This is a genomic window from Pseudothauera lacus (assembly GCF_003034845.1).
Taxonomy (GTDB): domain Bacteria; phylum Pseudomonadota; class Gammaproteobacteria; order Burkholderiales; family Rhodocyclaceae; genus Pseudothauera; species Pseudothauera lacus.
Map to the genome: position 1 here is coordinate 91511 of NZ_PZKC01000006.1, position 17564 is coordinate 109074.

Annotated in this window: 9 protein-coding genes; 3 read left to right on the plus strand and 6 right to left on the minus strand. The window is 64.2% G+C overall.

From position 1 onward, the window contains the following. Positions 1-20: 20 nt before the first annotated feature. The 5 genes from C8261_RS17750 to C8261_RS09040 all read right to left on the minus strand — a co-directional run bounded on the left by C8261_RS17750 (position 21) and on the right by C8261_RS09040 (position 13673). On the minus strand, positions 21-8594 hold the full coding sequence (locus C8261_RS17750; RefSeq protein WP_107493356.1) for a calcium-binding protein: 8574 nt from the start codon (positions 8592-8594) through the stop codon (positions 21-23). Further along, positions 8591-9655 (minus strand): hypothetical protein, encoded by a 1065-nt coding sequence (locus tag C8261_RS17170; protein WP_181358903.1) that lies wholly within the window; start codon positions 9653-9655, stop codon positions 8591-8593. Before C8261_RS17170 ends, C8261_RS17750 begins: the two co-directional genes overlap by 4 nt. Positions 9656-9820: 165 nt before the next feature. Beyond that, positions 9821-11122, minus strand: coding sequence for a glycosyltransferase family 4 protein (locus tag C8261_RS09030; protein ID WP_107493359.1), 1302 nt, complete (start codon positions 11120-11122; stop codon positions 9821-9823). Beyond that, entirely contained in the window at positions 11119-13302 is a 2184-nt protein-coding gene (locus C8261_RS09035; RefSeq protein WP_219905168.1) for a peptidase domain-containing ABC transporter, read from the minus strand. The genes C8261_RS09030 and C8261_RS09035 overlap by 4 nt, the downstream gene beginning before the upstream one ends. A gap of 140 nt (positions 13303-13442) precedes the next feature. Beyond that, positions 13443-13673, minus strand: a complete 231-nt coding sequence (locus tag C8261_RS09040; RefSeq protein ID WP_219905169.1) for a hypothetical protein — start codon at positions 13671-13673, stop codon at positions 13443-13445. 125 nt (positions 13674-13798) lie between these two features. Between C8261_RS09040 and C8261_RS09045 the strand changes: the two genes are divergently transcribed. The 3 genes from C8261_RS09045 to C8261_RS09055 all read left to right on the plus strand — a co-directional run bounded on the left by C8261_RS09045 (position 13799) and on the right by C8261_RS09055 (position 16995). Further along, positions 13799-14389 carry a LemA family protein gene (locus tag C8261_RS09045; RefSeq protein ID WP_107493361.1) on the plus strand — a complete coding sequence of 197 codons (591 nt, stop codon included), beginning with the start codon at positions 13799-13801 and terminating at the stop codon, positions 14387-14389. Between the two features lie 12 nt (positions 14390-14401). After that, positions 14402-16270 (plus strand): M48 family metallopeptidase, encoded by a 1869-nt coding sequence (locus tag C8261_RS09050; RefSeq protein ID WP_107493363.1) that lies wholly within the window; start codon positions 14402-14404, stop codon positions 16268-16270. Between the two features lie 80 nt (positions 16271-16350). Then, complete coding sequence (locus C8261_RS09055) at positions 16351-16995, plus strand: hypothetical protein (protein ID WP_107493364.1); 645 nt, start codon at positions 16351-16353, stop codon at positions 16993-16995. Between the two features lie 5 nt (positions 16996-17000). On the opposite strand, the gene C8261_RS09060 is transcribed toward C8261_RS09055, so the two are convergent. Further along, complete coding sequence (locus C8261_RS09060; RefSeq protein ID WP_107493366.1) at positions 17001-17564, minus strand: TMEM165/GDT1 family protein; 564 nt, start codon at positions 17562-17564, stop codon at positions 17001-17003.

Sequence of the window (17564 nt, forward strand, 5' to 3'; positions counted from 1 at the left end):
CGGGATCGTAGCGTTCAGGTTTAGCACGGCAAACGGATGACGCCCTCATGCAGGCCGGAAAACGCCTTGAGCTGACCACCCGAGGGTAGCAAGCCGACGGTATCGGCGCCCAGGCGGTTCAGCGCCGCATTTCCGCTTACCAGTCCGGCAAGCCCCCCAAGATCAGCCCCGTGGCGCCTGTCCTGCCACATGGGACTTGCCTGCCGTTCTGCATCGAGACGCGCCAGCGCTTCCTGCAACTGCCGCCATTGATGTTGTACGGCTGCTGCAGCAGTCCTGGCAGGCGTTGGTGCTTGCCAGTAGGGATCGAGCAAGCCTGCCGGCACACTTTGACTCAGTGCAGCCAGCAAGGATCCAGCGCCGTTTGAGTTGCCGTGCGACCCACCGAAGAGTTGCTCCAGTACGTCCTGCCCGGTGTTGCGGTTCGTCTTCGCGGTCTGGCTGCCGCCCCAGGCCCCGAAGAGGTTGCCTGGCAGATTTCCGGGGAGGAGCGCATCGAAGCAATTGCCTCCACCCATGTCATACACGGTCCTGTTGCCAAAGCTGACCCTGAAGCTGTCCGCGGCGACCGAACTGTTACCATGGCCGTCGCTCGCCACCACCCTGATGTCGAGGCTGCCCCTTGCCGTGGCGGGGGCAGTGCCGCTAAAACTGCGCGTCTCAGCATCAAAAGCCAGCCATTTCGGCAGAGGCTGGCCGTTCGTCAGCGTAGCCGAATAGCTCAGCACGTCACTGAGGTCGCGGTCGGTGAAACTGCCTTCGGGAATCTGCCACGAAAACTCCCGGCCGCGTGCCAGTTGCACGTTTGAAAGCCGGCGCGCCAGCTCGGGGGCGTCGTTGGTGCCGTGAACACTCACCACGAGCTCCCCAGGGGTCACGTTCTGGCCGTCGCTCGCCAGATAGCCGAAGCGCTCCTCGGCGCTCTCGCCCACTCCCAGGCCCTGAACCTTCGGCGAGAAGTTGTCCAGCATATAGGCGTAGCCGCCGTTGGGCAGCAGTGTGAGCCAGCCGTACTCCCCGCGTCGGACCCCCGCATCGGTCACGCACAGCGTTGCGCTGTCGGGGTGGCTATCGTTGGCAAGCACATTACCCCAGGCCAGCAACGTGCGGTCTTCCTGAACTGTCGCGGCATCGGGCAGGGTCACTGGCCCGCTGTGCGCGTCTTCCGCAGCCTCGACGTGGAGGACGAAGGTCTGGCTCGCCGAGGCGCCAGCAAGGTCGGTGGCGGTGACCTGGATAGCGTACTCGCCAGCGGCGGGCGGTGTGCCAATGAAGGCAGAGGCCGAAGCGTCGAAGCTCAGCCAGTCCGGTAGCGCGGTGCCGTCGGCAAGGGTGGCTGAGAGGGTCAACTGATCCCCGGGGTCGATGTCGTGGAAAGCTCCGTCCGGCAGTTGCCACGCCCAGGCCGCACGCTGCTGGCCCGTCTGGTCGGATAGCAACACCCCCGCGGTCGGCGCATCATTGACGTTATGCACGGTCACGCGCATGTCCTGGGTCACCGAAAAGCCGTACTCGTCCCACGCCTCGACAACGATGTCAAGGTCGCCCACGTCATCGTTGCGTGGTGTGCCGCTGAACACGCCGCGCGCAGAATCAAACAGCAGCCATGCCGGCAAAGGGCTACCGTCTGCCATGCGGGCGTGCAAGGTCAACGAACCACCAAAAGGATCTTCGAATGCGCCAGCAGGCAACGCAACACGGAACGGCGCATCCTGCACCGCCTCGACCGGGGCGATGCTCGCGCCCACCACTGGCGCGCTCTTGAGCATTGCCGGCAGTGAGGCGAAGCGTCCGTCATCGAAGGCCAGAGCCATCACCGCCGGCATCCCGTCCCTCATGTTGGCATGGAAATCGGGAAGGCGGATTGTGTCACCAGGCCCGTAGTGGATGAGCAGCGTTTCGCCGTCCCAACCCAGGGTCAGCTCTTCGAGCAAAATCCCAGCACCAAAGACGATGAAGTTGTCGCTCGGGTCATCGATGATCGTATCGACGCCGTCGCCCAACTCGAAATGGTAGGCATCCACGCCAGCCCCCCCAATCAGGGTGTCGTTGCCACGGCCACCATGGAAACGATTGAAGCCCTCACCACCGATCAACACATCATCGCCGCCGTGCCCGTACAGACGATCGTCTAGGTTGCTGCCCTGGATCGTGTTGCCACCCTCGTCGCCCTCGACCGAAAACCCCCAGGACACCAGCGTGGCGTAATCCACCACCGTACCGTCGGCGAACAGGAAGTGTTCCACCGCGTGGCCCCCGCCAAGCACATCGTCGCGATTGAAGCCCGCAAGCCGCAGCACGTCACCCTCGCCGCCATAAAGCACCAACAGCCTATGCCCACCTTCGCCATCCTCGGCAAAGGACAGCCGCTCCTGCAGGCTTTCGGGCGTGATGCCGGGACCGAAGCGCACCGTGTTGCCGGCATCGCTGGATGCACTATCGGAGATGTTCACCTCGCCGTCACCGATATTGATCGCGTATATGTCTTCGGAGCGTTCGCCGTAGCGGATGCCGCGGGCGACCAGGGCCTCGAAGCTCAATACCTCGCCCGTCCACGACAAATCCACCTCGTTGATCGGCGGCTGCATGCCGGGCACGCGCGGATCGAAGCCGGCAAAGCGCACACTGCCGCCGTCCTCGCCCAGCACCAGCAGCAAGTCGCGCCCATCGAAAGCGAGTTGCAGGTCATCCGCATCGACATCGCCGGTCAGTTCGAGCCGGTTGAAGTCCCCCTCACGCCAGGTCTCAACGATGGTTACATGCGCCGCAGGAGTGCCACCCTCGCGATGGATGTGGTAGGTATCGGACCCTATGCCACCCACCAGCAGATCTGAACCGCCCTCACTCGCGAAGTGGTCGTCCCCATCGCCGCCGACCAGAGTGTCGGCAAACATCGTACCCGTGAGCCATGCCCCTTCGTCACCGCCAGACTGCGTGACACCGGAAACCTCGATGCCTTCGGCGGCAATCTCGCTGCCGTCTGCAAAACGGAATACATCAACCGAGCGCGTCAGGGTTGCCCGATGCGGCGCGTAGCCACGCAGGATCACGCGGTCGCCTGGGCGGTCCGCGAATTCGATCACCAGATCGCCGTCGCGTTCGGAATAGCGCAGATCCTCGGGCCGGATGCCTTCACCAAACTGCAGGATGTTGGGCGCGTCGTCGAACACCGGATCGTCGTAGTCCCAGTCGCCGACGTAGTCCCAGTCGCCGCTGCTGTCCCAGTCAACCGCGGAAACCTGGGGTGCGGCGGAGGGCGAGATAATATCGGGCCCCTCGCCAACACCATGCCCCCCGCGCAGGGGGCGGTGCTCATCATCGATCACCACCTCTTCGTCACCGGTGTGATAAACGTAGGTATCTCCACCCCACCCGCCGTACAGTTCGTCCCGGCCGGGGCCGCCCCGCAGCGTATCGGCGCCGTGGCCACCATGCAGCGTGTCATTTCCCGCGCCGCCTTCGAGCCAGTCGTCGCCGTCGCCACCATACAGCAGGTCGTCGCCATCGCCGCCGAGGAGGATGTCGTCACCCGCCAGTCCGATCACGATGTCGTTGCCCGCGCCCGCGTCGATTGCATCAACCCCTGCGGTGCCGTAGATCACGTCATCACCCGCTGTGGGCGTGTTGTGCGCCAGCGCGGCGCCACCGAACATGTCACCGCTTTGTGCATAGGCCACCGCTTCCAGGCCGCCTGCAGGCGCAACGGTGCCGGTCAGCTCGAAGTCGGTTGCCACGAAGGCCAGCGGCGCGGTTGCGCTGGCTGCCCGCAGTTCAGCGCCTTGTGCGTTGGCCCAGGCGGCAAGGTCGAAGATGCGCGCGCGCCCTTCAGCGTCGATGAACTGAACGCGTTCGAGATCGCCCGACAGATCGACCAGCGTGCTGCCCTCAAGAACGATGCTGCCACCCAGTCCCCCATCGACCACCAGCACGAGCCGGCCATCCGCGGCAAGGTAGGCGCCCAGCATGATGGGTGTGATGCCACCGCCAAAGGAAAGGGTGTCCACACCATCGCCGGCAGTCAGCACATCATCGCCGTCACCATAATTGAACAGGAAGGTGTCATCTCCCGCGCCACCGTCGATGACATCATTGCCGCTCTCGCCTGCAATCAGGTCGTCGCCGAAACCGCCGTAAACGGTATCGTCACCGCTGCCTGCTGAAACAATGTTGTCACCGCCGAGAACGACGATGTTGTCGTTGTTGGCCCCCGCGCGGATCACCACGGATTCTCCGGTGTAATCCTCTATCTGGTCGTCCGCGGCGCTGCCGAGCAGCAGCGTGGGATCGCCTCCATGGCGCACCTGGTATCCCATCACGCCGCCGTCCGCCCGCGCGATCATCTCCTCAAGGCTGAACTCCGTGCCGTCGTCGAAGCGGAAACGCCTCACCGCGGCGCGCCCGAGATCGCCCCCGCTCTGGCTGCGGATGATCACCGCATCGTCGCCGCCGAGGCCGATCACCAGACCGGAATAGCCGACATCTCCAGGTTGCAGGATCCCCCAGGTGCGCGCGCCCATTTGCACGTTGATATCCTCAACCCGGATGCCCGGCCCAAAGAGCACCGTATCGTCTGCGACAGTGGCGTTCGCCGCATACACCGAATCCAGTCCGCTGCCGCGCTCGATGATGTATGCGTTGCTCCCCGCACCGCCATAAAGCTGATCTCGACCAGCACCGCCGTTGAGGGTGTCGTCACCGTCACCGCCGTAAAGCGTGTCACGCCCCGCCCCGCCCAGGAGCAGATCGTCGCCCGCCTCGCCGTAAAGCTGATTATTGCCGCCACCGCCGACCAGGGTATCGGCGCCCTCACGGCCATACAGCGTACTGTGCTTGTCACTGCCGGTGATGAGGTCGTCCGCCGGCGAGCCATAGAGAATCTCGGAGTCACTGTGAACACCGACAAGCGCCGTGACGTTCGCCGCGCTGAGAATCGCGCCGTTGGAAAACTCGAAGCGCTCAATGCGCCCGCCCGACCATGTGCCGAACCAGTTGCCGATGCGTACCGAATCCCCGGACGCATCGATTGTCGCAACAAGGTCACCGTCCTCTCTGGCAAAGCTGACGCCAAGCTGGTCAACGCCGGGCTTGAACACCACTTTGCCGCGTCCGCCCTCAATGCTGTCGTCTCCGTCTCCCATCCCGAAGACATAGGTGTCGTAGCCTCCAAGGTTGACGTAGGTGTCGTTTCCAGCGCCGCCATCGAGGATATCGTTGTCATAACCTGAGACGATCCTGTCATCTCCGTCAGTGCCGACCACAGCGCGCATGTCCAGCGCGCTCCTGTCCCACACCGTGCCGTCGGCAAAGCGAAGCTGCTCAACGCCGACCCCGTCATTTGCCGCGAAGTAGCTCGCCTGGCTGCGAACAAACACTTTGGTACCGTCATGCAGGCTGATCATCATGTCGCCACTGCGCGTATAGCGCACCGTGACGTCTGCGGGTGCAATACCATCGGCCAGTTCGATTGTATCGACGCTCGCCCGGTCGTACCCCTCCTCGATCACGTTAAAGCCGTCACCCAAACCGAAGCGGTAGGTATCCGAACCGCTACCACCACGCAAGGTGTCGCTGCCCGGACCGGCAATCAGCAGATCGTCGCCTTTGCCCCCCATCAGCAGGTCGTCGCCCGCGCCACCGGACAAGGTGTCGTTGCCATCGCGGCCCAGCAAAGTGTCGTTGCCGCCATTACCGACAATGGAATTGTCGCGCCCGACATGGCCTTGCAACGTGTCATCGCCGTCGCTGCCGATCAGCACGCGGCTGCGGATAGCCTCTGCGTCCCACACCGTGCCGTCCGAAAACACGATCTCCTCGACCCCATACCGATGGCCGCCGACGAAGTGCTTCTTCACCGTGATCGTCTCGCCGGTATCGACGATGGTCAGCACCAGATCATCGACGTTCCACCAGTTGCCCTGGTCACGCACTCGCTGCAGGCGCACATCCGTTGGCGCAACGCCGGCCTTCAGCTCGATGCGGTCGATATCAGCTGCGAGCCACGAATCCTCAAAGATAACGTCGTTGCCGTCACCGCGGCCGAAGCGGTAGGTATCCGAACCCGAACCCCCACGCAGCTCGTCGTTGCCAACCCCGCCGTCAAGGGTGTCGTTGCCGGAAGCTCCGAAGAGCGTATCGTTGCCGCGCCCCCCAGCAATCAGATTGTCTCGCCCGGCGATGCCGTAGATGACGTCATCGCCATCTCCGCCGCTCAGCACCCGGTTAAAAATAGCCTCGGAGTCCCACACCGTACCGTCGGCAAACACGATCTCCTCGATCGCATGCCGTGACCCGGCCGCAAAGTGCTTCCTGACGGTAATCGTTTCGCCGGTATCAGCGATGCTCAACACCAGGTCATCGACGCTCCGCCAGTTGTTAGGATCACGCATGCGAGCCAGGCGCACGTCCGCCGGCGCCACGCCGGCCTTCAGCTCTATGCGATCCACCTCACCGGCATGCCACGAATCCTCGATGATCGTGTCGTGCCCGTCGCCCCGCCCGAAGCGGTAGGTGTCCGAGCCTGTACCCCCACGCAACTCGTCGTTGCCGGCCCCACCATCCAAGGTGTCGTTGCCTGCACCCCCAATCAGCGTGTCGTTGCCCCCGCGCCCCAGGATCAGGTCGTTGCCCCCCCGGCCATCGATAAAATCGTCAAGCTCGGTGCCGCGCAGAATGTCGTTGCCCTCGGTGGCGGAGTTACTGTCGACCCAGCCCACGAGCGGGGCCTCCAGCGCGGCGGAGACATCTTCACCCAGCGGCGCCATCATGGTCTTGAACGACAACATGTCCAGCGTTCCGGCCAGTCCGAGGCCACGCACCGACCGCACGAACTCGCCCAACTGCTCGAGTCCGTATCCGCGATCCCTTTCGATCAGCCCGGCAAGGCTCGCCGCAACTTCAGACAGATCGCCAACGATGCTCGCGGTTTCTTCATCCCAGCCATAGCGGATATCGAGGAACAGGTCCTTCAGATGGCTTTGCGCCATCAGTTGCCCAAACACCATCGCTTCGAGCTGCCCATAGGCCTGATTGAGCGTGCGCGCCGCATCCCGCCCCGGGTTGCTACCCCAGGTCCGTTGTGACCACGCCTGGCCGAGAAAGGCCTCCAACGCCTCAAGCCGCCGTGCATCCCCGATGGCATTACCCCAGCCGCGATTGGTGCGGCTGGCCGGATGCACGCCATCCACTCCTGCCCAGCGATAGATGATGTGCGGCATCAGGGCATTGCGCTCAGCGCCATCGGTCTCGGCCACAAAGCGTTCGACCAGGCCCTTGAGCACGTCGTCGCGCACCATCGCCTGGTGCAGGTCATGCACCTTGCCGTAGCCACGCGCATCGGGCAGCAGCGCGATCTCCTCGGGCACCTCCAGCCATTCGGTGGGGATGCTGTAGGCGGCATCCTTGACGAACCACACGTCGGCGGCGGTGCGTGTTTCGCCCCCGGTGGTGACGAAGCTGCCCACCTGTTTGTGGGCATTGCCATGCGCGTCGACGTGGTTCGAATGACTGTAGGTCACATTGATGGCCTGCACACCCGCCTCTTCCAGCGTGAGCAACTCGCCTTCACCTGTGCGCCCATCGACGTTGGCGTCCACCCACACCCGCAATTCGGCAAAGGCCGGATCGTTGGCGTCGATTACGCCGTCGCCGTTAATATCCAATTCCCGCAATGCTTCGAAGCCATTGACCGCCTTTAGCCCGCTGGCGAGCACGGTTTCGGAGCCGAACAGCTCGCGGCCAGAGTTGATCGCGCCGTCGCCGTTGCGATCCCATACCAGCAATCCGTCACCCGCGCCCAGCCAGCCGGTACGCTCGGCGAAGCCGTCGGCGGCGTGGTCGAAGTACACGCCCGCATCGAGACCAACCGTGTTGATGCCGGTGCCATCCAGATCCAGGATGACGGGGGAGGCGAAACGGGAAGCGGTTTGGGTTTGGTCGCCGATTCTGCGGAAGATGTCGTCGAGGTTCTTGCTCAGCCTCAGCAATCTATCGAGTAGTCCCCTCTCAAAGCTATCCCAAGACGGGATCCACTGTGGAATGGGAGCCGAACCGAGCGTGTCGCTTATGCGCAATAGTCGCTCGACGGTCTCTCTTTCCTTGACCGCCCAATATCGATCCCAACGATTTCCTGTTAGCGATGAAACGTCACCTAGTCTGTCGGGCGACAAGTTGCTCGCACGGGCGGCTTCATTTGCAGGAACCATGAGCGTATCGAAAGCCTGCGCCGCATCCTTTGCGGCTATGTACGTCTCGGAGGTTGAGCCAAGTCCCGGCGGATTGCCCAGATCGCCATTCCGGCGTAAGTCGTGAATGCCGTCGAGCATCGCCCGATCTGCCGCGATGATCGCATCCCAGAAGTTATGGATGGCTGTCAGCGTTTGATCTGAACTCTTCCAGGCTCGGATTGCAGAGTCATAGGCTAAGTCATGGTCCTTGAACTGCTGGTCTAGTTGGTCGGCAACAGGCCCACTCGGATCAACTGACTGGCTTTCAGAAGTGAACTGCCCATTCGACCAGCCACCCCCACCCCAGTACCCGTAGGTCCATGTGCGAGCCCCCTCGGGATTTCTTTGCCAAACTATTCGTGCCTCGCTCATTCCTGACTCCTCTGGTCAAAAATCGTCATCATCTCGATGGGCTGGCATTGATCGTCGTCAAAACGCAGGACAACCACCCTTCGCGGCCCGGCATACTCATCCGCCACCGTCAGCACAGCCGCGCGCCCATCCGGGGTCATGGATTGCCCTGCGATGTAACTCCAGTTGCCCCCGTCGAATGTGCAACGCTCATCACCGAACACCACGTCGACGTCGTAGTGGTACGGAGCAGCTCTCGCCTGCTCATCCCAGTTCGCGATGAATACACGCAGACATCGGGATGACTCGTAATCGCAGGCAAGATCACGAGTTTCATCCCCCAGTTGTTCCAAGTGTCTTGTATCCGGCTCAGAACCGTCATGTGATTTTCCTTTTACAAAAAAAGAGAAATCCTTTCGAGGAGATCTGGGTGACGCTCTGTGTGCCCGGTCATTAACCCAGAAAACGCCCGCGCCACTCAGATAGTTTGGCCATCTCTGCCAGAAAGCACTCTCTTCCGCAACGAACGTTTCATCGACCACGCCATTCGCATTCACAAGCGTCCAAGTTATCCCCCAACGCTTACATGCACCGGGTTCGTCTTCCGGAGCCTTACATGTTCGAACCAGGAACAACCCTGGCATAATCTCAAGAGGAAAGTTAAGGGCAATCGATCGGTATATGTGGTCAGGTGGCCTGTGTGGATTGGCGACATCCCATTTAAGTAGATCTCCAACACTCCGGTCGCCAATAAGGTGGGTGAGCAACAATTCGTACCCATGCAGACCGAAACGAATGCTGTTGGTGAACGGCGGGGCCGGCAGTTCGCGCGCCTCAATCCTGTCGGCGAAATTGAAATCAAACAGGAACAACCTCGGTGAAGCTGTGTCTGATCGATCCAGCGCAGCCACCATCATCCCGTCGGCGCTGATGGTCGCTTGCAGCGAAGAGGGCTTGGTCGAGGGGTAGTCGGGCTTGCCGCACGAGGCTGTGAAGAGCGCGATCACCGCAACGGATACAAACAAGCCCAATATCCGCACGGAGAAGCGCCACGCCCCCAAGGCCGCCGATGCGGGCGCCACGCGCTTTGCGACCCTGCTGCAGAGCCAAGCCTCCCCTGCACCCAGCCAGACAGGCCGCCCGCTAAGCTTCAACCGAAAGGGCAAGAACTGGCCCACTGCGCCGCTGATGCCCCCACACAGTCTGAGCCAAGCCACCCCACCTTTCCGATCAGTTGGCCTTTGCATTCACTTTCTCCCTTGCCTCTGCGATTCCCAGCCACCGCGAAAACCTCGAGCCGCGTAGCTAACATCGAACCTTGTTGCGCTTACCCTTGCCTGCGCTCGGATGGCTTTTTTCGTACTTTCACCTTCGAATGCCTGCAGGGCACACTGCGATATACCCTCCACATCAGTGAATTCCACCAACACCCCGTTCTCCCCATCACTAATGACCTCTTCCACCGGCGCAGTGCGCGATCCGATGACCAGGCAGCCGGCCGACAGGGCTTCGAGCGCAGACCACGACAGCACGAAGGGGTAGGTGAGGTATATGTGGGCAGCGGAGACCTGCAGCACACGGCGGTAGTCGGCGCGTGCTAGCCGGCCCGTAAAGTGGGTACGGGCGGGATCCAGACTGACTTCGCGCAGGAGTTTTTCGCGCCAGTTGGGGGCGTCGTCCGGGCTGGGGCCGTAGCTGACTTCGTCACCGCCCACGATGATGGCGTGGCAGTGCGGGTGCAGGCGCTGAATGCGGGCCAGGGCGCGCATGAAGATGTGGAAGCCACGATAGGGTTCGAGGTTGCGGGCAACAAAGGTGATGACCGGGTCGCCCGCGGCGAGCTCGACGCCGGAGGGCGTCCTGAAGCGGGCCTGGGGGTCGGGCGCGAAGTAGCGGGTGTCGATGCCTTCGTGCTGAACGGTGATCTTGTGCTGGAATTCGGCCGGGTGCTGGGCGCGCTGCCATGCCGTGGGGCTGATGCCGAGGTCGCATTGGGCGAGGTTGAGCGCGTGCAGGGCGTTCCAGGTGCGCATACGGGCGTGGATGTCGGGGCCGACGGGGAATTCGGGGTCGAAGCCGACATCCGCACCGGGTTTGCCGTAGTACCACTCGCACAGGTGGATGAGGCGGGCGTCGGGGAATACGTCGCGCAGGTAGAGGGTCTCCCCCCAGCCGGGGTGAGCGAGGACGACGTCCGGCTTGTAGCCCTGGCGGGCAAGACGCCCGAGCGTGCGGGCGACCGCCTGACCGTGCAGCACCGCGCCTTCCATTTGCCGCAGATAGGGGTGCTGGGCCTTGGCCGGTGCGCGGTGCAGGCGATAGCGCTGCCACGCGACACCGGGCAAGCCGGGGGCGGTTTCGCGCCCGAGGCCCAACACCTGCAGGCCGGGCTGGGTGGCCCAGGCGCGAGCAAGCTCGCGAAACTGCCCGGGGAAGTTCTGGTGGATGATCAGCAGGCGGGTATCGGGACTGCGCGCGGCGGTCAGTTTGCCCGGCTCGCGGCACGTGGGTACGGCGAGCCCGTCGAGACTTGACGCCGGATGCCTCATGCCCCCTCCTTGACCAGCGCCATGGTGGCGGCGTGGCGATCCATCTGCACCACCTCGTCCACTTGCAGGCCGCGAGGCACCTGGTGGGTGATGAAGATCATGGTGACCTTGCCTTTGAGGCGGTTTATGGTGTGGGCAAAGTGTTCGGCTGTGTGCTGATCGAGGTTGGAGATGGCCTCATCGAAGATCAGCACTTTGGGGCGCTTGAGCAGTGCGCGGGCAATGGCGATGCGCTGCCGCTGGCCACCGGAAAGGCCGGTGCCGCGCTCGCCGATCTCGGTCTGGTAACCCTGCGGCAGGGCTTCGATGACGTCGTGGATTTCCGCAGCCTTGCAGGCTGCGATGATGTCTTCGAAGCCTGCATGAGACTGGGCCATGAGCAGGTTGTCGTACACCGTGCCGGAGAACAGTACGGTTTCCTGTGGCACTACGCCGAAGTAGGCGCGCAGCTCGTTGGCAGCAAGGGTGCGGATGTCGCGCCCATCGATGACGATTTGCCCTTCCTGCGGAAAGTAGAAACCCTGCAACAGCTTTGCCAGCGTGCTCTTGCCGCAACCCGAAGGGCCCATCAGCACGGTGAGCTTGCCAGTAGGCAGGGCGAGATTGAGGCTACGGTACAGCCAGGGGTGTTGCTCGGAATAGCGGAAGCCAAGGTCGCGCACCTCAATGCGCCCGGCGCCGCCGCGGGTGCGCTGGGGCGTAAGGGTGACCGGCTCCTGCGGCATGTCGAGGATGTCGGCGAGGCGCTTGACCGCGACGCTGGCCTGTTGAAACTCCTGCCACAGCCCGACCAGGCGCATCACCGGCTGCGACAGGCGGCTGGCAAACATCTGGAAGGCGACGAGCATGCCGACGGTGAAGCCGCTGTTCTGCATCACGTACCAGGCGCCGACGATGAGGATGGACAGCGTCATCGTTTGTTCCAGCGCGCCAGCTGTAACCTGATAGGTGTTGCCGACCTGGCGCGTGGAGAAGCTCGCCGACAGGTATTGCGCCAGATAGCCGCCGTAGCGCTTGTCGACATTGGGCTCCATCTGTAACGACTTGACGGTAGCCATGCCGGCCAGGTACTCGGTGAGGAAGGCCTGGTTGCGCGCACCTAGCAGGAACTGCTTGTCCAGGCGGGCGCGGAAGATGGGCACCATGACCATACTGGCGAGGACGATCAGCACCAGCACGGCAACCACGATAAGGGTGAGCTGCCAACTGTAGAGCAGCATCACGGCGAGGAAGATGAACAGAAAGGGAAAATCCAGCACCAGGGTGACCGCCGCGCCCGAAACGAAATCACGCAGGCTTTCGATGCCGTTGAGGCGCGCCACCAGCGTACCGGTGGGACGCTGTTCAAAGTAGCCCACGGGCAGGCGCAGCAGGTGACGCATGACTTTTTCCCCCAGCACTGCGTCAATGCGGCAGCCGGTGTGCAGCACCAGGTACTGCCGCAGCCAGGTCATCAGGCTGGTGAAGATCATGAATACCACCATCGCCACGCCGAGCACGGTCAGTGTGCTCTGTGCGTGATGGGCGATGACCTTGTCGATGATGACCTGCGTGAACAAGGGTGTGGCCAGGGCAACGAGCTGGATACTCAGACTGGCGAGCAGCACGTCGCGCCACAGGCTCCGGTGGCGGAGCAGTTCGGGCACGAACCAGGAGAAACCGAAGGGCTTGCGCTCGCCATGGGGTGTGGCAGCGTCGCGCTCGCCGTGTGCATCCTTCAGCGCAGGAGCGGTCTCTGTGACCAGCAAGAGCTGTGGCGCGAGCACTGCGCGGGCCTCGGCAACGGGAAATTTGCGCGGTGCCTTGTCGTCGGGTCCGACCAGGGCAAGCTGGTCATCGGCAAGACCCAGAATGAACACTGGCTGCACGAAGCCAGGCTCCCCCGTGTCCGCGGCCGGTTCGTCGGGCTGCGCAGAGCTGTGCAGAAAGGCAATGGCGGGAAAGGCAATCTGCGTCCAGTCGGCACCGTCAGGAAGCGGTGCGAGGCCGGCATCAATGCCTAGTCCAGCCAGGGCCTCGACCAGTGCTGGCAGATCGCAGGGTGGTGACAGGTGCCTAAGCAGCAACTCCGCATCGAAAGGACGGCCGAAACGGGTCGCAAGGCTGCCAAGCAGCCACAGCAGCGCCGCGGTGGGCAGTCGCGCGCTTGAAGGGGAGAGGCGGTCGGAACGGGTGGTCACGCGTGATCGCAAATTGCGCAAGTGTCGGACAAGTGCGAACTTAGCACCAGGGCATATTACATACAACTACAAAATTAGCACCTACGCATTAACCAAAGAGCACAGAAACAGGTTGAGGCGCCCCGCCAGGAGCCCCCCCCCTAAACCCCGTTCAGGGAGTTTGGAACCCGCACCGGCCGTTCGCAACGCACATCGCGAAACGGCCCGCGCACCCGCTCCCAGCCTTCCCCTGGCGACGTCTGCGCGCAGTGCAGCGCGCCATTGAGCTTGCTGCGCCACTGATACCAGGGCGCAGGTGCAGCCACTGCCGCCGAGGTGGCGAACAGCGCGGCAAGCAGCAGGAAACGGACAAGGCGGGCAGGCATCGGCATGGATCTACCAGTGAGCGTCCTTCAGGATAGTCCTCCGCCTCCCGCCCCTCAAGCGCGAAGCCTGTGCGCGTTTGCATTTCCACGGTAGGATGCGCCTTCCACCCTTTACAGCGGAGACCTGCGGCATGTCTACCACCTGGATCGTCATCGCCATCCTCGTCGTCCTCGTCGGCTACGTCGTGGTCATTTACAACGGCCTGGTCGCACTGCGCAACCGGGTCAGCAACGCCTTCTCGCAGATCGACGTGCAACTGCAGCGCCGCTACGACCTCATTCCCAACCTGGTGGAAACCGCCAAGGGCTACATGCAGCATGAGCGCGACACCCTGGAGGCGGTGATCAATGCCCGCAACCAGGCCCAGAGCGCTGCGCGCCGTGCCGAAGGCGACCCCGCCGATGCCGGCGCGATGCGCGCGCTGATGGGGGCGGAATCGGTGCTCGGCGGTGCGCTGGGGCGCTTCTTCGCCCTTGCCGAGGCCTACCCCGACCTCAAGGCCAACCAGAACATGGCGCAGTTGCAGGAAGAACTGGCCAGTACCGAGAACCGCATCGCCTTCGCCCGCCAGGCCTACAACGACGCGGTGACCACCTACAACATCAAGCGCGAGCAGTTCCCCGACGTGCTGGTGGCCAACAATTTCGGCTTCCGCCCTGCCGAACAGTGGCAGATGGACGACACCGCGGCGCGCCAGCCGGTGAAGGTGAGCTTCAACTAAGCCGCCCTCGGGATGGACTTTTTCGCTGCACAGGACCACGCCCGCCGGGCCAGCCGGCAACTGGTGGGCTGGTTTGCCGCCGCGGTGGTGGCGATCATACTGGTGATCTACCTGCTGCTGGCCTTCGTGCTCGGCAGCGGCGAAGGGCCCTACGGCCCGCAGCCGGTAAGCTGGTGGCAGCCCGAACTGCTGCTCGCCACCGCGGTGGTGGTGGGCGGCTTCATCCTCCTCGGCTCGCTGTACAAGATCCTCACCCTCGCCAGTGGCGGCGGCGCGGCGGTTGCCGAGGCGCTCGGCGGGCGCTTGGTACCGCGCGCCACCACCGACGCGCTGGAGCGGCGGCTGGTCAACGTCGTCGACGAGATGGCCATCGCCGCCGGCATCCCCGCGCCACCGGTGTACGTCCTCGACGGCGAACAGGGCATCAACGCCTTTGCCGCCGGCACGCGTACCACCGAGGGGGTGGTGGCGGTAACCCGCGGCACGCTCGAACAGCTCTCGCGCGATGAACTGCAGGGCGTCATCGCCCATGAGTTCAGCCACATCCTCAACGGCGACATGCGCCTCAACCTGCGCCTGATCGGCGTGCTCCACGGCATCCTGCTGCTCACCCTCATCGGCCGCATCCTCGCGCGCAGCGCGCGCGGCTCCGACAAGGGCGCCGCGCCGATGATCATCATGGGGCTGGTGCTGATCGTCGTCGGCTATGTCGGCGTGCTGTTCGGCAAGATCATCAAGGCCGCGGTGTCGCGCCAGCGCGAGTTCCTCGCCGATGCTGCGGCGGTGCAGTTCACCCGCAACCCTGCGGGCATCGCCGGCGCCCTGCAGCGCATCGCCGGCCACGGCTCGGCGATCGGCCATCCACGCGCCGAAGAGGCCAGCCACATGTTCTTCGGCAGCGGCATGGCGCTGTCACGGATGTTCGCCACCCATCCGCCGCTCGACGAACGCATCCGCCGCATCGATCCCTCCTTCCGTGGCGCGCCGCGCAGTGCCGCCAGCACCGGCAGCGCTGCCACCACGCCCGCCGCCGCGGGCTTTGCCGGCAGCGCGGAGCGCGCAGCACAGCCGCTTTCGGCGGCGGCCTTCGCCGCCAGCGTGGGCACGGTGCGCCCGCAGCACGTCGACTTTGCCCGCCGCCTGCTCGCCGGGCTGCCGCCGGCCTTCGTGGACGAGGTGCATCACCCCGCCGGCGCCCAGGCAGCGGTGTTCGCCCTCCTGCTGGCCGAAGACGCCACCATCCGCACGCGCCAGCTCGACATCGTGCGCAGCCGCCACGGCGACGGCAGCGCCAGCGCCTGCGCCGAACTTCGTGACACTCTGCGCGCCGCCGGCAGCAGGGCGCGCCTGCCCATTCTCGACATTGCCATTCCGGCGCTGCGCGAGCCCGCCGAAGAAGCCCGCCGTCAGGTGCTTGACAGCGTCGATGCGCTGATCCGCGCCGACGGCCGCGTCTCCCTGTTCGAGTATGCCCTGCAGCGCATCCTCCACCATGCCCTGCTGCCGCCCCGCACCCGGTACCGCGGCAATACCTCGCCGACCCAGTTGCACGCCGACATCACCGTGCTGCTGAGCCTGCTCGCCCGCGCCGGGCACGGCGACGCCTCGCTGGCCGAGGAGGCCTTCGCCGCCGCGGCGCGGCAGGCCCCCACCGATGGGCCGTGGACCCTGCTCGAACGCGCCGAGATGCGCCCCGAGCGCATCGACCAGGCCCTCGATCATCTTGCCGCCACCACCCCACCCTTTCGCGCCCGCCTGATCGAGGCCTGCGCCACCGCGGTGATGCACGACGGCCAGGTCAACGCGAGCGAGTTCGAACTCCTGCGCGTGGTCTGCGAAGCCCTCGACTGCCCGGTGCCGCCACTGACCGAAGGCGCCTGACGCGGCGCGCCGCCGGCTTCGTTTCCCATGTCATAATCCGGCACCCCCCGCCGGCGCCCGACCCTTTTCCGGAGACAGCATTGAGAACCCTGCTCGCCACCTTCCTCTGCCTGCTCACCCTCGCCTGCAGCAAAGGCGAGGCAGAGCAGGGATCACCGCTCACCGAGAGCAGCGACGGCAGCCGCTACGTCAACGCCTACTTCGGCCTCGAAGTGGTCAAACCGGCAGGCTGGTACGCCCAGGACCCCGAGGCCACGATGGCGATGAGCGCCAGAGGGGTGAACATGATGGCCGGTGACAGCAAGGGCATGAAGGCGCTGCTCGACGAATCCCTGCGCACCACCCTGCCCATCTTCGCCTTCTTCCAGCACGTTCCCGGCGCCGCGGCAAGCAGCAACCCCAGCGTCATCGCGGTGGCGGAAAACATCGCCATCATGCCGGGCATCAAGTCGGGCTGCGACTATCTCTTCCACGCCCGCCAGATCCTTGCCAGTTCGGCCATGCAGCCGGACATTTCGGCAGGCTGCCAGATCCAGACCGTCAATGGCGTGCCCTTCGGTTCCTTCGAGGTACGCACCGAACTCGGCGGCCGCACGGTGGTGCAGCGCTATCTCGCCTGCGTGCAGGGCGAGCACGCGCTCGGGGTGATCCAGACCTACTTCAACGACAGCGACAAGGCCAGGGTCGACGCCGTTGTCGACAGTATCAAGCTCAGTTGCTCCTGACCCCCTCAAGCGCCGATATCCATCAGCACCAGCGCACCAAGGACCACGAAGATACAGGCGGCGATGCCATGCACCAGGCGCACCGGCATGCGGTGGGCGAGGCGGTCGCCGACCAGCACCGCGGGGGCATTGGCGATCATCATGCCCAGCGTGGTGCCGGCCACCACGGCAACGAAGGCCTCGTACTGGGCAGCCAGCGCCACTGTGGCGATCTGGGTCTTGTCGCCCATCTCGGCAAGGAAGAACGCCACCAGGGTGGCACCGAAGACGCCGAAGCGCAGCGGCTGCACCTCGTCCTCGTCGAGCTTGTCGGGGACCATGATCCACGCTGCCATGGCGATGAAGGACAACCCCAGCACCCAGCGCAGCACCTCCGGCCCGAGCAGGCCGGTGATCCAGGTGCCCACCGCCGCGGCGAAGGCGTGATTGGCCAGGGTGGCGACGAGGATCCCGGCAATGATCGGCCATGGCTTGCGGAAACGCGCCGCCAGCACGAAGGACAGCAACTGGGTCTTGTCGCCGATTTCGGCGAGGGCGACGATGCCGGTGGAGACGAGGAAGGCTTCCAT

Excerpts from the sequence above, each read along its gene's own strand:
- C8261_RS09060 (WP_107493366.1), bottom strand. The coding sequence starts at position 17,564 with ATGGAAGCCTTCCTCGTCTCCACCGGCATCGTCGCCCTCGCCGAAATC.
- C8261_RS09045 (WP_107493361.1), top strand. The coding sequence starts at position 13,799 with ATGTCTACCACCTGGATCGTCATCGCCATCCTCGTCGTCCTCGTCGGC.
- C8261_RS09050 (WP_107493363.1), top strand. The coding sequence starts at position 14,402 with ATGGACTTTTTCGCTGCACAGGACCACGCCCGCCGGGCCAGCCGGCAA.
- C8261_RS09030 (WP_107493359.1), bottom strand. The coding sequence starts at position 11,122 with ATGAGGCATCCGGCGTCAAGTCTCGACGGGCTCGCCGTACCCACGTGC.
- C8261_RS09040 (WP_219905169.1), bottom strand. The coding sequence starts at position 13,673 with ATGCCGATGCCTGCCCGCCTTGTCCGTTTCCTGCTGCTTGCCGCGCTG.
- C8261_RS17750 (WP_107493356.1), bottom strand. The coding sequence starts at position 8,594 with ATGAGCGAGGCACGAATAGTTTGGCAAAGAAATCCCGAGGGGGCTCGC.